This is a genomic window from Ehrlichia muris AS145 (assembly GCF_000508225.1).
GTDB classification, from domain to species: Bacteria; Pseudomonadota; Alphaproteobacteria; order Rickettsiales; family Anaplasmataceae; genus Ehrlichia; species Ehrlichia muris.
Window position 1 is genome coordinate 571517 of the sequence record NC_023063.1, and the last position, 15415, is coordinate 586931.

A 15415-nucleotide genomic window follows, 5' to 3' on the forward strand; every position below is an offset into this window, starting at 1 on the left:
CAGCTAATAAGGTAAAAAGATGTATAATTGCTTTCATATATTTTTCCATATAGTAAAGTTATTTTTTACATTTACTTATGTAATATAAAACTGCTATATTAAAGCTTGTTCTTGACATGTCATGCGTGTGCTTACATAATTTATGGTTATATACTTGGTAATTTTAGTAAATGTCTGATCAAGTCAAGATTACACCAATGACTTTAAATTTCGGTCCTCAACACCCAGCAGCTCATGGTGTAATGCGTTTAGTTTTAGAAATGGGTGGTGAAGTAATAGAAAGGATAGATCCACATATCGGGTTATTACATAGAGGGACAGAAAAGTTAATAGAGTATAAAACGTATTTACAAGCTTTACCATATTTTGATCGCCTTGATTATGTATCTCCAATGTCTCAAGAACATGCTTATTCTTTATGTGTGGAAAAATTGTTAAAGTGTGAAATACCAATTAGAGCAAAGTATTTACGTGTTATTTTTTGTGAATTAACTAGAATATTGAATCACTTATTGAATATATCAAGTCAAGCGTTGGATATAGGTGCTATGACGCCTTTATTATGGATGTTTGAAGAAAGAGAGAAAATTTTAGGTTTTTATGAGAGAGCATCAGGTGCAAGATTTCATTCTGCTTATATTCGTCCTGGAGGCGTAGCAGCTGATATACCAGATGATTTAATTGATGATATATTTAAATTCATTAAAACTTTTCCTAAGTTTATAGATGATATTGAAGATTTATTAACTGAAAATAGGATTTGGAAACAACGTAATGTTGATATTGGTGTTGTATCAAAAGAACAGGCCTTAGATTGGGGTTTTTCCGGGCCAATGTTAAGGGCTTGTGGCATTCCTTGGGACTTACGTAAAAGCCAACCTTATGAAATATATGAAGATTTAGAATTTGAAGTTCCTATTGGAGAAAGAGGAGATTGTTATGATCGTTACTTAGTAAGAATGGCAGAAATCAGACAGTCGATAAAATTACTTGAACAATGCTTAGATCGTCTTCCAAGTGGTCCAGTAAAAACAGATGATAGAAAAATTGCTCCACCAAAAAGGTCAGAAATGAAAGAATCTATGGAAGCATTAATACATCATTTTAAATTATATTCAGAAGGCTATAGTGTTCCAGTAGGGGAAACTTATATAGCTGTTGAAGCTCCAAAGGGTGAATTTGGTGTATACATAGTATCTGATGGAACGAATAAACCGTATCGATGTAGAATTAGAGCTCCTGGATTTGCTCATTTGCAAGCGATAGATATGATAGCAAGAGGTCATATGTTAGCCGATCTAACAGCTATAATTGGATCTTTAGATATAGTATTCGGAGAGATAGATAGGTAATAAGTAATGTCTAATATACGGAAAAATAGCAACACAACTTGTACTGAAGAATTTAAATTTAATAAGAAAAATCTAAAATATGCAAATGATATAATTAACAAGTACCCTCATGATAGGAAGTCTAGTGCTGTAATGGCTTTATTACATATTGCCCAAAAACAATGTGGTGGATTTATTCCATTATCTGCTATTAGTTATATAGCAGATTTCTTAGATATGCAGCAAATACATGTATTAGAGGTAGCAAGGTTTTATTCTATGTATAATTTATCTCCTATTGGTAAATATTTAATACAAATATGCAGGACAACTCCTTGTTGGTTATGTGGTAGTGATGATATTTTAAGATCATGCAAAGAATTACTTAATATAGATATTGGAGAAACAACAAGTGATAATTTATTTACTTTAAAAGAAGTAGAATGCTTAGGTGCTTGTATTAATGCTCCTATTGTACAAATCAATGATGATTATTATGAAAAATTAACTTCTGATAAAATTAAGGATATATTAATGGAAATACAAAGAAAAGAAACTTTAATTTCAGATTAATATATTTTCAATTTTATTATATTTCAAGTATAATAAATCCTTAATTCTAATTATTATATAAATATTATAATGCCAATGAAGATGTCTAATCTGTATACTCAATGAGTTATTGTTAAAGAATCAATGATCCATTGCTTTGTGAAATACATGTTACATAGCTCAGTGATCTCGATACAATACTAGCTTTAGGTATAAATTTAAGAGTAGGACATTCTGTAACTGTTGAAATCATTGTTGAAGTTGTACTTAAAGCATTATGTTCATTAAAGTGTTCAAAAAAATCATTATTATATAGTATTGTATATATAACATTCCCGTACTCAGATGGTATAATATTAGACAATGGTTTATTATTATTTAATATATTACTAATAAATTTCCTAAGATTACATTCTTTTACAAAAACATAAATTTTTGCATTTATATAGCTTTGTTGCATTGCACTCTGTGACAGTGTTAGAAAGTGAGAATATTGTAATTGTGCTGTTGCATCAATAGGATACTTAATACTTAGTACAAACAGGGAATTCCCACATGGAATTATTTTTTTTTTACTTTTATAAGTCTTTGAAAGATATATTTGTAAGGTATTATCATTTTCTGTGGTATTTCCTATACAATAACATTTTTCATATAAAAAGGAAAGATTATCTGCTTTTCTACATAAGTGTTGATTGACAAATTTTTTTATTGTTTCTTGATCTTCATATTTTTCATTTTGCATAATAATAAACTTATTAAGTTGTTTATTAAAAATAATAGATAAAAATAATTATATAGTAATAAATATATATTATATACTAGTATTTTAATTAATATGAATTTATTTTTGATATAAAATAAAATTTTGTATTTTTTACTTATTTTTCTTATTACATATAACATATTTCAATAACAGCATTTTAAATCTACTGACAAATTGATCATTATCATATATTTCTAATAATTTATCCTAAAGAGTTCTATGGATTAATCCCTAGCACACGGCATAGTAAACAATAGATTTTTGTATCTGGTTTATATCATCATTTCAAATAATAAGACTCTGTATCTAACTTAGTAAACTAATTTTTATTACCTTGTTTTTACAGGATATAAGGTTTTTATATCATCTACTAAAAAATATAAAGAATCTTCAGTAAATTTATTCTTTTTTTTTAATATAGATTTGTATTACATAGATGCTAGTATACTTTTATTGCTTTATTGGATATTCTCTATATAAAATCTTAAATAAGCAAAGTTCACATAAAATAGAATATTTCTAATATCATTAAAATTACTGATCTGTATAATAAAACACGTGTGTTCCTTCTACTATTTTCATATACTTATTGGTTATATGGTCTTTACATAAAACTTATATTCCTTAGAATTTATTAGCTAAAAAAATCACTACATTTTTTCTTCAATAATAGGAACATAAAGTTGTATGTCCTGATAGTGCAATTGTTTGTAGGCAGTTTTAACAATACCATTTATCATGATAAGATAAATTAATGTATTTTTCTTTCAAATAATGCTACTAAAGGATAAATATATTCTTATAATCCTTTTTATGTGATAATTTGGAAAATTAAGTACAAACAACTATGATTTTTTATTAAAGTAAATTAAAACATGATTTCAATAAAGGTAAAAAATTACCTTTTAATTAAAGCTATATGTTACTTCCTTGATGATGAAAGTTTTTTATATTGTAAACTATTTTATTGCATCAAGTATATTTAATACTGAGTTATAGCAGAACATTTTCATATTAGTAGTACTTTTTTTGTTCTAAGCTTTGAAAGATATATTTATAAAGTATTACCATCTTCTGGGGTATTTTTACCTATACAATAACATTTTTTCATATAAAAAGAAATATTATCTGCTTTTTTTGTATAAGTATCGATGACAGATTTTTTTGATTCCTTTTCTATATACATACTTGTAAATTGACTATTATAGATCATTTAACATTCATCATACATGAACTTTATGATTTTAATATCAGTAAATAACACCATTAGCATGATATGCTTGTTAAACATATACTTAATTAACAAAATACTACTTGCATTATACTATTAATGCAAGCCCCTATTGAATTCTGCTAAGGTATAGTATTACTTACTTATATTTGTTTATTTTCTACTCATACTGTACTGCTTATGTCTAACACTAACATCTCCTAAAGAGGTAGAGGCCATCATCATACTATCTTCACTGCTTGAAGATGAAGATATCCCAACGTCTCCGCTCTGCTGCTGTATTACTTCTTCTTCTCTTGTGTTGTGATATATAATATCATCTACGATACCTGCTGCTCCTAAATATCTCCTCAATTTACCTTCCTCAGCATTACTAGGTAATGACTTGTATTTTGAGCTATACACCTCAGAAAATAAAATACTACAACTACGTAATGGGTGTGATCTTTTTCTTAAGTTATTACATTCACATCTAAAATTGGTAATACTCGAACCATGTACAAAGCAGTATATGAGAATATTTGTCTCTGCCGCACCATATTCTTGTGCAGCAGTATCTAAACAAGTATGAGGTATAATAACAGAAGTTGGCACTGTAGCTTTTACTACGAATATACTATTTCCTTGTGGTAATACTTTATTTTTAGCATGCAAAATTGCGGAATGATATATGTGTAACTTGTTATCTACGGTATGACCTATACATGTTTTTCTTTTTATACGCATTTGCGATGAAGTCATGCATGCTAGAGACTTACATAATTCTATGTTAGATTGTTGTTCTATATTATCTAAGTCGCACAGGACAGAAAGTCTTGATGACTGTTGTGAGCATTTTACATGTGATCTTGCAAGTTCAACATTCTGTAGTTCACGTTGTTTCTGTCTTTCAGCTTCTTGAGAGTATATATATTGTGGATTATGATGTTGTAAACATTTCTTAAGTTTCTGCTCTTCAATAGAAAAAGGTACATGAGTGAGATCAAATCCTGAACACATAATAGTACAGGTAACTACACAATGAAAAAATGGGTTAAAATCCCTACTTTTTCTTGTATTTCTACAGCTGCGTATAAAATCTGTAATATTCTCAGGTTGTACTAGGCAATATACCATACATTCCGTAATACCACTTTGTTCTATAGGGTAAGCATTTTCGACAATTGTATTACTTTTAAGATAAGGATTTGATATTGTACACCTTACTAAGAATAGAGATAATCCTTCTGGTAATACTTTGTCTGTATGATCAGCATTTTTTCTATCAGTATATATTACTAAACCTTCTCCTGGTTTAGGAGTATTACCTATACACGTGACATCTTCTACCCTCAGCGCTGACCTAGTTGCGCTGCACACAAGTTTACATAACTCGGCTTCAGCTTTCTTTTCTTCAAAGTCCAACTGTTCTAGTATATGATGTAGATCTGTACCTGCAGATATTCTGCAATGTCTTGAACCTCCTAGAATGGGTGATGAGACTCCTCCTCCAGTAGCCCCACCTGGTTCATTATCTATAGTACCTTCTGTGCTTTTTTTATCACTTTGTTGTCCAGAAGAACTTTCACCCTTGCCTTTGAATACTTGTTGTAATTTCGAAAACATCTACACACCACTAAAATAACACATATTATCTAATAATATATCATAATAGTTGTATAGTCAATAAATTATTATTATTTCAGCTATTATAATTATTATATTAATATATTATTTCTATTAAAGTCTGCGTGTTTAAGCTAATTTGTATATTTTTATTATGATAAAGATCTAGTAAAAATGCTGTTTACATCTTAGTAATTATATGCTTTTCCTTGCTTCCTTTTATTATTTTTAACGTTTTGCTAAAAAAAAGGACTACAGCATCATGAAGAAATTTTTCTTATTATATTTTTCATTATTAATGATATATCATTTTAATAGCTTATCATATTTATAAAACTATTTTTAGATTTATGATAATTAGTATCGTTATAATTTTTTTGTAAGTGATATTATTACTTTCATCTTTTTTTTATGTATTTTCATCTAGCATATTTAGTAGTACATAAATTGAAAACCTTTCTTTATTATACTGCTAATATCGTTGATTTTGTTGTTAATAATATTACTGTTATATCTTTTGATGATTCCATTTTTTGCATTACACTAAGATTGCAGGATATTCTGATGTAATTATACATTTATTTCATGATAGTTATGAAGTTTTTTTTTTAACTATACACTAGTGTTTAAAAATTTTGAATTGCTTTTTACTAATGGTAGAATGAAAAAGTTACTTTATGTTTTGCACATACTTTATGCGTTGCAAACATTCTTTTTGTTCAAAATTAATCATAATTCCAATAATACTTGGTGCATTCATTCTTCCAATAATAGATGCACGCAAGCAATGATAGATAGTACTAATTTTGATATTCAAATTTTGTGAGATATTTTTTATTGTTGATGTTAATACACCGTTATTCCATTCATATTCTGAAATTTTTGATAATTCGTCATATAAAATGGAAAATATATGCTTGTAATCCTTTATAGTAATGCTAGATTCTTGGTCAATAGAAATTGGGATATCTTCAACATAAAATAAGGACTCATTGGCTAAATTTACTAAACTTTTTGTCCTTTTCTTTAATTCATTTAACCCTTTTAATAAATATCCTTTTTTTACGTCATTTATTGTATATCCTATTTTTTCTTCTATGATTGGAATGATCATATTAAGAATTACTTTATCCTCAGTTATATTAATGTAATGATTATTTAGAAATTCAAGCTTTTTATTATCTAGTCTTGCTGGAGATTGTCCGATGCCCTCTATAGAAAACAACCTTATTGCTTGATCTACAGTAATAATTTCATCATTTTTATGACTCCATCCCATTCTTAATAAGTAATTAAATATTGCATCTGGTAATATACCTAAGTTCTTATATTCATGTATGCCAATTGCTTGTTGTCTTTTAGATAACTTATTGCCATTTTCATCATGTATCAATGGAATATGAGCAAATTTAGGTGGATTCCATTCTAATGCGTTATATATTAATAATTGACGTGCTGTATTCGTTAAATGATCTGTTCCTCTAATAATGTGAGTAATGTTCATATCATGATCATCTACAACTACAGATAGAAGATAGGTTGGGGTATTATCAGAACGTAATAAAATCATATCGTCTAACTGTGTATTATTTACTGTAATGTTACCATATACTTTATCATTAAATGATGTCATACCGTCAGCAGGACTTTTTAATCTAATAACTCTAGTGAGATTATTACTTGGTGGATTTTTATTTTTCCATATGCAATTGTGTTTGTAATACAAACCTTTTTTACTAAATTCTTCTTTTTCTTTACTTATGTCTTCTTCAGAACAATAACAATAATATGCTTTATTATTTAATATTAGTTGATTTGCAATTTCAACATGCCTGGATATATTTTTTGATTGTAATATCATTTCTCCATCATATGAAATCTTTAACCAAGACATTGCGTTAATAATGGAGTCTATAAGTTCTTGAGATGATCTTTTCTTATCAGTGTCTTCAATACGTAATAAAAATTTACCATTATTACATTTAGCATATAACCAATTAAACAAAGCTGTTCTTGCACTTCCTAAATGTAGATGTCCAGTTGGTGATGGAGCAAATCGAGTTATTACGTTATGTGACATAAAAACAAAGAACCTTATAAAGAGTAGAATTGTTTTATATTTCAATGTTTTTGTAAAGTAATTATGTGCAGATACATATGACAAAGTAAGTATCTTGAATTGTATCTATACTATTCGTAGATTGTAGCTTTTTAAAGTTGGTTATATCATGTTGTTGTATTTACTATAAGAAGAAGTGTGCAGTATAAACCTAATGATACTAGAATTATTGCAATGTCTAAATTGATCAATTTTAAAGGCAGGGAAGTAATACAATATTTTTAATCTTATAATAATTCTAATTACAATTGATAGATCTTTTGCAAATTTATAATGTGATAATTATCTATAATAATATGTTACCTATAGTAACAATAAGTTTATTAGTTGAAGTATCATATAAATAGTTAGTATCAAACTTCTGTATAAAGCCCTGTATGAATAGCAGGAATTAGATTTACTAATACTTTACAATTTTATAAAAAAACATATGCTTAATAAATGGGTGCCGTTACCAAGAATCGAACTTAGGTACCATCATTACCAATGATGTGCTTTTCCACTAAGCTATAACGGCTTAATTAAATTTATTTTATTTTTTTATTATGGATAAGTCAAAAAAATTAAAAATATAAATAAAAGTAAAGCTTTATCTAATGCATTAAAAGCTAATCTGCTCCGTAGGAAACATAAGCAACGTCAAATGAAAGATGCCAGAACTACCTGAAGTAGAAATAGTTTGTAGAGCATTATCTACTGAAGTTTTAAATAAAATTATATTAAATATAGAAATCAATATCTCAAATAACCCGGAAGGGTAAATATATTATTTTAATGCTCAGCAATCAGTACTATATAATTATACATTTAGGTATGAGTGGCAATTTGGTTTGTAATGAGAATTGTATTAACCAAAAAAACCACAATCATATAATTTTTTACCTTAGTGATAATAAATTACTTATTTTTAATGATCCAAGAAGGTTTGGAATAGTGATATTACTAAATTATAATAAATATACAGAATTTTTTAAAGACTTTGCTATTGATGCATTATCTGATGAATTTAATAATGGTATCATCTCACAGGAAATGGATGTTTTAAAAAAGATTATTAATTGAATGGTAACAAAGCTATGAGCTTTGATAGTAATCTAGAGGAATTGTTTCAAAAGTTTTACAAAGTTAAAAAGTATGTTAGAAAATCTGAATCAATTAAGTGTTTTTATCCTATATAAATCTTTGGTAGTAAAACACATAATAGTTAAATTATTATAGATTTTTTATTTACATTATGATATAGCCTTATAGGACAATAGTTAAATTTTGGTATAGTTATTAAATCATTAATTTTCTTATTAGATAAAGATGGCAATGCTTTCTTATCTGACACAGATTTGTATAAGAACGAAAATGGAAAATTTGTTACAGATGATCCATATATTAAAAGTTTAATATATGATCCTGAAGAGGATTTATGTACCGGTTTAGCAAATTATAATCAATATTTATATGAAGCAAGGTTTGATCGATATTGCACTATTAAAGCTAAACAATGTTTAAATGAAATTGTGATACTTCAAGGTATTGATCAACACTCCAACCAAGTATTTTTAGCTATGTCACTGGCTAAAAATGAATTTAGCTCTTTTTTAACACGTATCGAAACTACTCCATTATTTTATGTGAATTCAGAGGATTATCTTGATGGAGGGTTAGTTGAAGGCCATAGTATTAGGGAATTATTTTATGATTTGAAGACTAATATGAGTTTTATACCTGAAGTTAATAAAAAAAAAGTTTATACACGTTTGGGTTTCTTTAATGAAGATAATAAAATGTTTGATACTATATACTGTGTTGGGAAATTATCTAGTATAAGTGTTACAGGATTAGGAAGTATGAAATTACTTTAACAATATCTTAGATCATATTCTACCTGCAAAATCTTAGTTACCAAAAGTACAAAACTTACATGTTTGATATAAATCGTGAAATGTGATAAGAGTATTCTAATATTTTTATTTCTTTTTGGATGTTATGAATTTTATAGGGTTACAAGATTTAAACAATAGGAAGTTAAAATCATATAACGGTGGTGGTTTATCTAGGATAGAAAAGCAACATCTTAAAGGTAAATTAACAGCAAGAGAAAGGTTAACTGTTTTATTAGACGATAATTCTTTTGAAGAATATGGAGCATTTGTAGAACATAGGTCCGTAAATTTTTCTATGGATAAATCTAAAATACCCGGAGATGGAGTAGTTGTAGGATATGGAACTATCAATGGCAGAAAAGTATGTATTTATTCTCAGGATTTTACTGTCTTTGGAGGATCTCTTAGCGAATCAAATGCTAAGAAGATATGCAATGTTATGGATAAAGCTGCTACATTAGGAATTCCCATAATTGGTATTAATGATTCAGGAGGAGCAAGAATACAAGAAGGTGTGGATTCATTATCTGGCTATGGAGAAATTTTTCAACGCAATGTTAATCTATCTGGTGTAGTACCACAAATATCTTTAATTATGGGACCTTGTGCAGGTGGAGCAGTTTATTCTCCTGCGCTGACTGATTTTATTTTTATGGTGCGTAATACCTCTTATATGTTTGTAACAGGACCAGATGTAATCAAAAAAGTTACATATGAAGAAGTTACTCAGGAAGATCTTGGTGGAGCAAAAGTGCATTCTAGCAAAACTGGTATCGCAGATTTGGTATTCCACAATGAAATTGAAGCATTATTACAAGTTCGTAAATTTATGAATTTTATTCCATCTAACAATATGGAATCATTACAATCTCACTCAATTACAGATTTTGCAAATACGGAAGATTTGTCTTTAAATACATTAATACCTAAAAATAATTCTGTTCCATATAATATGTATGAATTATTAGAAAAAGTATGTGATGAGAAGCTATTTTATGAAATAAAACCGGATTTTGCCCGTAATATCATTATAGGATTTGGCAAAATAGGGGGATATAATGTAGGATTAATAGCAAATCAACCATTGTATTTAGCTGGATGTTTAGATATTGATGCCTCAAGAAAAGGAGCAAGATTTATACGTTTTTGCGATGCTTTTAATATTCCTATTATCACTTTTATTGATGTTCCAGGGTTCATGCCAGGTGTAAATCAAGAACATGCTGGCATTATAACACATGGTGCAAAATTATTATACGCATATGCAGAAGCTACTGTACCAAAAATTAGCGTGATAGTACGTAAAGCTTATGGAGGAGCATATATAGTAATGAATTCTAAGCATTTATGTGGTGATATTAATTATGCTTGGCAAGATGCTGAAATCGCAGTTATGGGTGCTGAAGGAGCAGTTGAAATAATATTTAGAAATGAAAAAGATAAAGATAAAATACAACATATTATTGATGAATATCGTACTAAAATAGTCAATCCCTATGTAGCAGCTTCTAGAGGATATATTGATGATATTATACTGCCATCACGTACAAGAGAACATTTATTTAAATCTTTAAAATTTTTGGAAAAAAAGAAAATACATAAAATTATGCGTAAGCATGATAATTTGCCTTTATAAAGAAAAATAATGATTGTCACATCTAATAAATTTTTTTGTAATATTAAAGTTTAATTTTTCTTCTTCAAAAAATATAATAAACATTATCATGTCTTTTTGAGATATCATATATAGTTTTTATCACCTTCAATTCCTTAAATGAAATTATACAAGAATCATAATTTGAGTAATTATGTATTAATTTTTTTATATGCATGTCCATGACAAAATATAAATAAAATTAAAGGCTGTTTATAATATTAGGACATCTGCAATAGTCATAGAATCAAAAGTTGATAAAAATTGTGGAGTAAGTAACAATTTTAATGATACAGAAATGGATTTTGAAAGCTTGTAATATTATTGTTATTGGTCATAATTTTCATATGGTAAGTATATTTATAGTTATGAAAGAAGTGAAAAGGTTGCCATCTTACGTCCAGTGTCGGTGAAATGTGAGGATAAATAATCTTATATCTAATTCTAGATCTAGTTTTATTGTTGTGTAGATTCTGATAACAGCAAGTCACAATGTAATATGTGTAAGAATTATTTATACAGAATAGAAACAAGTACTAAACTAAAAATAGATGCTTATATAGTTTATATTAAGATTCACGTAATAATACTCTTCGAATCAACTACTACTTAATTATTTTAAAACTGCAAAAAGTTTCCATACTGATAAAGTAAAACACATCTAATGTATGTATAAATGACTAATTTGAATGTTATTGGTTATAGTAACATATTCATTATATATATCTGATAAAACTTTACAATTTTAAAAATTAGGAATTTTTCTATATTTGATGATATCCACATTTCAATATTGTGTATATACCTTGCTCATAATTAGCACTGTTTAAAAAACTCTAGCTTAAATATGTAAATTCTTTAATTTATTCGCTTCATCTTCAGCTATTAATGCCTCAATAAACTCATCTAAATTTCCCTCTTTCATTATATCATCCAATCTATATAATGACTAATTTGAATGTTATTGGTTATAGTAACATATTCATTATATATATCTGATAAAACTTTACAATTTTAAAAATTAGGAATTTTTCTATATTTGATGATATCCACATTTCAATATTGTGTATATACCTTGCTCATAATTAGCACTGTTTAAAAAACTCTAGCTTAAATATGTAAATTCTTTAATTTATTCGCTTCATCTTCAGCTATTAATGCCTCAATAAACTCATCTAAATTTCCCTCTTTCATTATATCATCCAATCTATATAATGACTAATTTGAATGTTATTGGTTATAGTAACATATTCATTATATATATCTGATAAAACTTTACAATTTTAAAAATTAGGAATTTTTCTATATTTGATGATATCCACATTTCAATATTGTGTATATACCTTGCTCATAATTAGCACTGTTTAAAAAACTCTAGCTTAAATATGTAAATTCTTTAATTTATTCGCTTCATCTTCAGCTATTAATGCCTCAATAAACTCATCTAAATTTCCCTCTTTCATTATATCATCCAATCTATATAATGTAAGATTTATCCTATGGTCTGTAATTCTAGATTGAGGAAAGTTATAAGTCCTTATACGTTCAGAACGGTCTCCTGACCCTATTTGACTCTTCCTCATTTGTGAAATTTCTGCATCTCTTTTTTGTTTTTCAAGATTATAGAGTCTTGCTCTTAGTACTTTGAGAGCCTTGCTTTTATTCTTATGCTGAGATTTTTCATCTTGTTGTATAACAACAATGCCACTTGGTATATGTGTAATACGCACAGCACTATCAGTAGTATTTACAGATTGTCCTCCTGGACCACTTGATCGATACACATCTATCCTTAAATCTTTCTCATCTATTTTTAAATCTACTTCTTCAATTTCTGGTAAAACTGCCACTGTAGCAGCTGAAGTATGAAGTCTTCCAGAAGCTTCAGTTTCTGGTACTCTTTGTACTCTATGAACTCCAGACTCAAACTTTAATCTTGCAAAAACATTAGATCCACTTATACATAATGATACTTCTTTATGCCCACCTATACCAGTTAAAGCTGAATTGATTTGTTCAAATTTCCAATTTTTCTGCTCAGCATACTTCGTATACATTCTATACAAATCAGTAACAAATAATGCAGCTTCTTCTCCTCCTGTACCTGCTCTAATTTCTAAAATAGCATTACGTGCATCATCCTTATCTTTTGGAAGTAAAGATAATTTTAATTTATGTTTAACCTTAGGTAATTGTTTTTGTCGTTCATAGAATTCTTCTTTGGCTAAACTTTTTAATTCATGATCAGTTTCTGGGTTATTTATCAGTTCCTCTAAATCTACTATATCTTTTTGTAAAGTATTATATTGATCTATTACTAACATTATAGGCGATAGCTCTGAATATTCTTTTGAAGCTGCAATAAAAGAATCCACACTTAATTGACTCGGATCTTCCAGCATACTTTTTAATTTGTAAAACTTTTGAGATAATTCTTCTAAATTACTATCAAAGCTCATAGCTTTGTCACCATTCAATTAATAATTTTTATTTAAAAACCCATTCCCTGTTAGATAATATCATTTGTAATATTAATTGCAAAATTTTTTTCTTTAAATCTTTATATGTGATACTATTGAAGAATAGTTTTTTAATGTCTTTATAATTAACTACCTAACTAAATGAAGCTAAAAGCCATAATGTCAAAGTGTGAATTTATAATAGGAGCTACTCACATAAAGTCATTACCTAACTTTTTAATACCAGAGGTTGCAATTGCTGGTAGGTCAAATGTAGGTAAATCTAGTTTAATTAATGCAATAACAAATAATAAAAAAAATGCTAGAATATCTTCTAAGCCAGGATGCACAAAACAAATTAATTTTTATCTAATTAATAAAGATTTTATGGTATTAGTTGATTTGCCAGGTTACGGATATTCTAAGGCAAATAAAACTACTATTAACAATTATCTCTGTCTGATGGAATATTATTTATTAAATAGTAAAAATTTGTTAAAAGTTATATTACTTATAGATGCTAAAGTTGGTTTTAAAGAGATAGACTTAGATTTTATCAGCTGGCTTGATTTACATCAAATATCTTATCAATTAGTATTAACAAAAATTGATAAAATACCAAAAGAAATGCTTGATGTTAATATAAATTATATTAAAAATCTTAATTTGGATTTTATTATGTATCCAGTTATCAGTACTAGTAGCCAATCTAAACAAGGAATAGAGGAGTTGATTTATGAAATTGCACAATGTATTAAAAAGTGATAATAACAAGGAAGATATTGTACCAAACATTGAGCAATTTGGAGGAAATGCTGATTGGTTTAATACAGCTAAAGTTTTATCAGAGTCCTTACCATATATACAACAGTTTTCTGGTGAAACATTTATCATTAAGTATGGTGGAGCTGCTATGAAGGATAGAAAATTAGCAGAAAGTTTTGCTCATGATATTGTATTATTAAAACAACTGGGCATCAATCCAATAGTTGTTCATGGAGGAGGAAGCAAGATCAATGAATTTCTAGAAAAGATAAATAAAAAAAGTACATTTGTCAATGGACTAAGAGTTACTGATGCTGAAACTTTAGAAGTTGTAGAAATGGTGTTATGTGGTTTAGTAAATAAAGATATTACACAACTAATAAACAAAGCTGGGGGTAATGCTATTGGTTTATGTGGTAAAGATGCTAATTTAATAGAGGCAAAAAAAATCTGCTACACTTATAGAGAAAATCAATCAAATAACGTAGAAAAAATATTAGATATGGGGTTTGTTGGGGAACCTCATGAGGTTAATACAGACTTATTGTTTTTTATGGAAGAATCAGATTTTATTCCAGTAATAGCTCCTGTATGTGGCGGTGAAAATGATCTTACATATAATGTTAATGCTGATTTAGTAGCTGGTGCACTTGCAAATGCCCTTGCTGCTGCTAAATTAATTATTCTAACAAATGTACCTGGAGTTACTGACATTAATGGTAATTTATTATCTGAAATATCAGTAAGTAATGCTGAAAATCTAATTGAGAAAGGTATTGCAAACGCAGGTATGATTCCTAAATTGCAAACTTGTATCAAGGTAGTAAAAGAAGGTTATGGTTCAGCTCATATAATAGATGGCAGGGTACCACACGTATTATTATTAGAGTTATTTACTGTACATGGTACTGGTACTATGGTACTAGGTACAGATGCATAATCTAAAAAATGCTATAACTATAGAATAAGACTGTATTGATTTATCTGCTTTATAACATTATAACTGAGTATAGTATCCTGCAGAAATCATAGTATATATCAAGCACAAAGTAGGAT

Annotated in this window: 11 protein-coding genes, 1 tRNA gene and 1 pseudogene; 7 read left to right on the forward strand and 6 right to left on the reverse strand. The window is 27.8% G+C overall.

Going from position 1 to position 15415, the window contains the following annotated elements; all coding sequences use genetic code 11:
- Positions 1–170: 170 nt before the first annotated feature.
- Both MR76_RS02170 and nuoE read left to right on the forward strand, forming a co-directional pair.
- The gene (locus tag MR76_RS02170; RefSeq protein WP_024072059.1) at positions 171–1352 is read left to right on the forward strand and encodes an NADH-quinone oxidoreductase subunit D; all 1182 of its coding nucleotides are present in this window, start codon (positions 171–173) and stop codon (positions 1350–1352) included.
- A gap of 6 nt (positions 1353–1358) precedes the next feature.
- Positions 1359–1904 (forward strand): NADH-quinone oxidoreductase subunit NuoE, encoded by a 546-nt coding sequence (gene nuoE, locus MR76_RS02175; RefSeq protein WP_024072060.1) that lies wholly within the window; start codon positions 1359–1361, stop codon positions 1902–1904.
- A 112-nt stretch (positions 1905–2016) separates the two neighbouring features.
- Here the strand turns inward: nuoE and MR76_RS02180 are convergent, their stop codons facing one another.
- The 5 genes from MR76_RS02180 to MR76_RS02195 all read right to left on the reverse strand — a co-directional run bounded on the left by MR76_RS02180 (position 2017) and on the right by MR76_RS02195 (position 8121).
- Complete coding sequence (locus MR76_RS02180; protein WP_052327676.1) at positions 2017–2628, reverse strand: DUF3023 domain-containing protein; 612 nt, start codon at positions 2626–2628, stop codon at positions 2017–2019.
- 1075 nt (positions 2629–3703) lie between these two features.
- Positions 3704–3835, reverse strand: coding sequence for a hypothetical protein (locus MR76_RS04975; RefSeq protein WP_268744741.1), 132 nt, complete (start codon positions 3833–3835; stop codon positions 3704–3706).
- A 198-nt stretch (positions 3836–4033) separates the two neighbouring features.
- Positions 4034–5485 (reverse strand): DUF3023 domain-containing protein, encoded by a 1452-nt coding sequence (locus MR76_RS02185; RefSeq protein WP_024072063.1) that lies wholly within the window; start codon positions 5483–5485, stop codon positions 4034–4036.
- Between the two features lie 670 nt (positions 5486–6155).
- Complete coding sequence (gene gltX / locus MR76_RS02190; RefSeq protein WP_024072064.1) at positions 6156–7565, reverse strand: glutamate--tRNA ligase; 1410 nt, start codon at positions 7563–7565, stop codon at positions 6156–6158.
- Between the two features lie 485 nt (positions 7566–8050).
- Positions 8051–8121, reverse strand: a tRNA-Thr gene (locus MR76_RS02195).
- A 133-nt stretch (positions 8122–8254) separates the two neighbouring features.
- Between MR76_RS02195 and MR76_RS02200 the strand changes: the two are divergent.
- The 3 genes and pseudogenes from MR76_RS02200 to MR76_RS02210 all read left to right on the forward strand — a co-directional run bounded on the left by MR76_RS02200 (position 8255) and on the right by MR76_RS02210 (position 11117).
- A pseudogene (locus MR76_RS02200) lies at positions 8255–8666 on the forward strand (DNA-formamidopyrimidine glycosylase family protein).
- 275 nt (positions 8667–8941) lie between these two features.
- Positions 8942–9460 (forward strand): hypothetical protein, encoded by a 519-nt coding sequence (locus MR76_RS02205; RefSeq protein ID WP_024072067.1) that lies wholly within the window; start codon positions 8942–8944, stop codon positions 9458–9460.
- A 124-nt stretch (positions 9461–9584) separates the two neighbouring features.
- On the forward strand, positions 9585–11117 hold the full coding sequence (locus tag MR76_RS02210; protein WP_024072068.1) for an acyl-CoA carboxylase subunit beta: 1533 nt from the start codon (positions 9585–9587) through the stop codon (positions 11115–11117).
- A gap of 1397 nt (positions 11118–12514) precedes the next feature.
- Here the strand turns inward: MR76_RS02210 and prfA are convergent.
- The gene (gene prfA, locus MR76_RS02215) at positions 12515–13594 is read right to left on the reverse strand and encodes a peptide chain release factor 1 (protein WP_024072070.1); all 1080 of its coding nucleotides are present in this window, start codon (positions 13592–13594) and stop codon (positions 12515–12517) included.
- Positions 13595–13756: 162 nt separating this feature from the next.
- On the opposite strand from prfA, the gene yihA reads away from it, so the two are divergent.
- The gene (gene yihA / locus MR76_RS02220) at positions 13757–14359 is read left to right on the forward strand and encodes a ribosome biogenesis GTP-binding protein YihA/YsxC (RefSeq protein ID WP_024072071.1); all 603 of its coding nucleotides are present in this window, start codon (positions 13757–13759) and stop codon (positions 14357–14359) included.
- Positions 14331–15299, forward strand: a complete 969-nt coding sequence (argB, locus tag MR76_RS02225) for an acetylglutamate kinase (protein ID WP_024072072.1) — start codon at positions 14331–14333, stop codon at positions 15297–15299. The genes yihA and argB overlap by 29 nt, the downstream gene beginning before the upstream one ends.
- The last annotated feature ends 116 nt before the right edge of the window (positions 15300–15415 follow it).

What these genes read in the sequence shown, in the direction of transcription:
- nuoE (WP_024072060.1), top strand. Translation starts at nt 1,359, where the DNA reads ATGTCTAATATACGGAAAAATAGCAACACAACTTGTACTGAAGAATTT.
- MR76_RS02180 (WP_052327676.1), bottom strand. Translation starts at nt 2,628, where the DNA reads ATGCAAAATGAAAAATATGAAGATCAAGAAACAATAAAAAAATTTGTC.
- MR76_RS02210 (WP_024072068.1), top strand. Translation starts at nt 9,585, where the DNA reads ATGAATTTTATAGGGTTACAAGATTTAAACAATAGGAAGTTAAAATCA.
- MR76_RS02170 (WP_024072059.1), top strand. Translation starts at nt 171, where the DNA reads ATGTCTGATCAAGTCAAGATTACACCAATGACTTTAAATTTCGGTCCT.
- argB (WP_024072072.1), top strand. Translation starts at nt 14,331, where the DNA reads ATGAAATTGCACAATGTATTAAAAAGTGATAATAACAAGGAAGATATT.
- prfA (WP_024072070.1), bottom strand. Translation starts at nt 13,594, where the DNA reads ATGAGCTTTGATAGTAATTTAGAAGAATTATCTCAAAAGTTTTACAAA.
- gltX (WP_024072064.1), bottom strand. Translation starts at nt 7,565, where the DNA reads ATGTCACATAACGTAATAACTCGATTTGCTCCATCACCAACTGGACAT.
- MR76_RS04975 (WP_268744741.1), bottom strand. Translation starts at nt 3,835, where the DNA reads ATGTATATAGAAAAGGAATCAAAAAAATCTGTCATCGATACTTATACA.
- yihA (WP_024072071.1), top strand. Translation starts at nt 13,757, where the DNA reads ATGAAGCTAAAAGCCATAATGTCAAAGTGTGAATTTATAATAGGAGCT.
- MR76_RS02185 (WP_024072063.1), bottom strand. Translation starts at nt 5,485, where the DNA reads ATGTTTTCGAAATTACAACAAGTATTCAAAGGCAAGGGTGAAAGTTCT.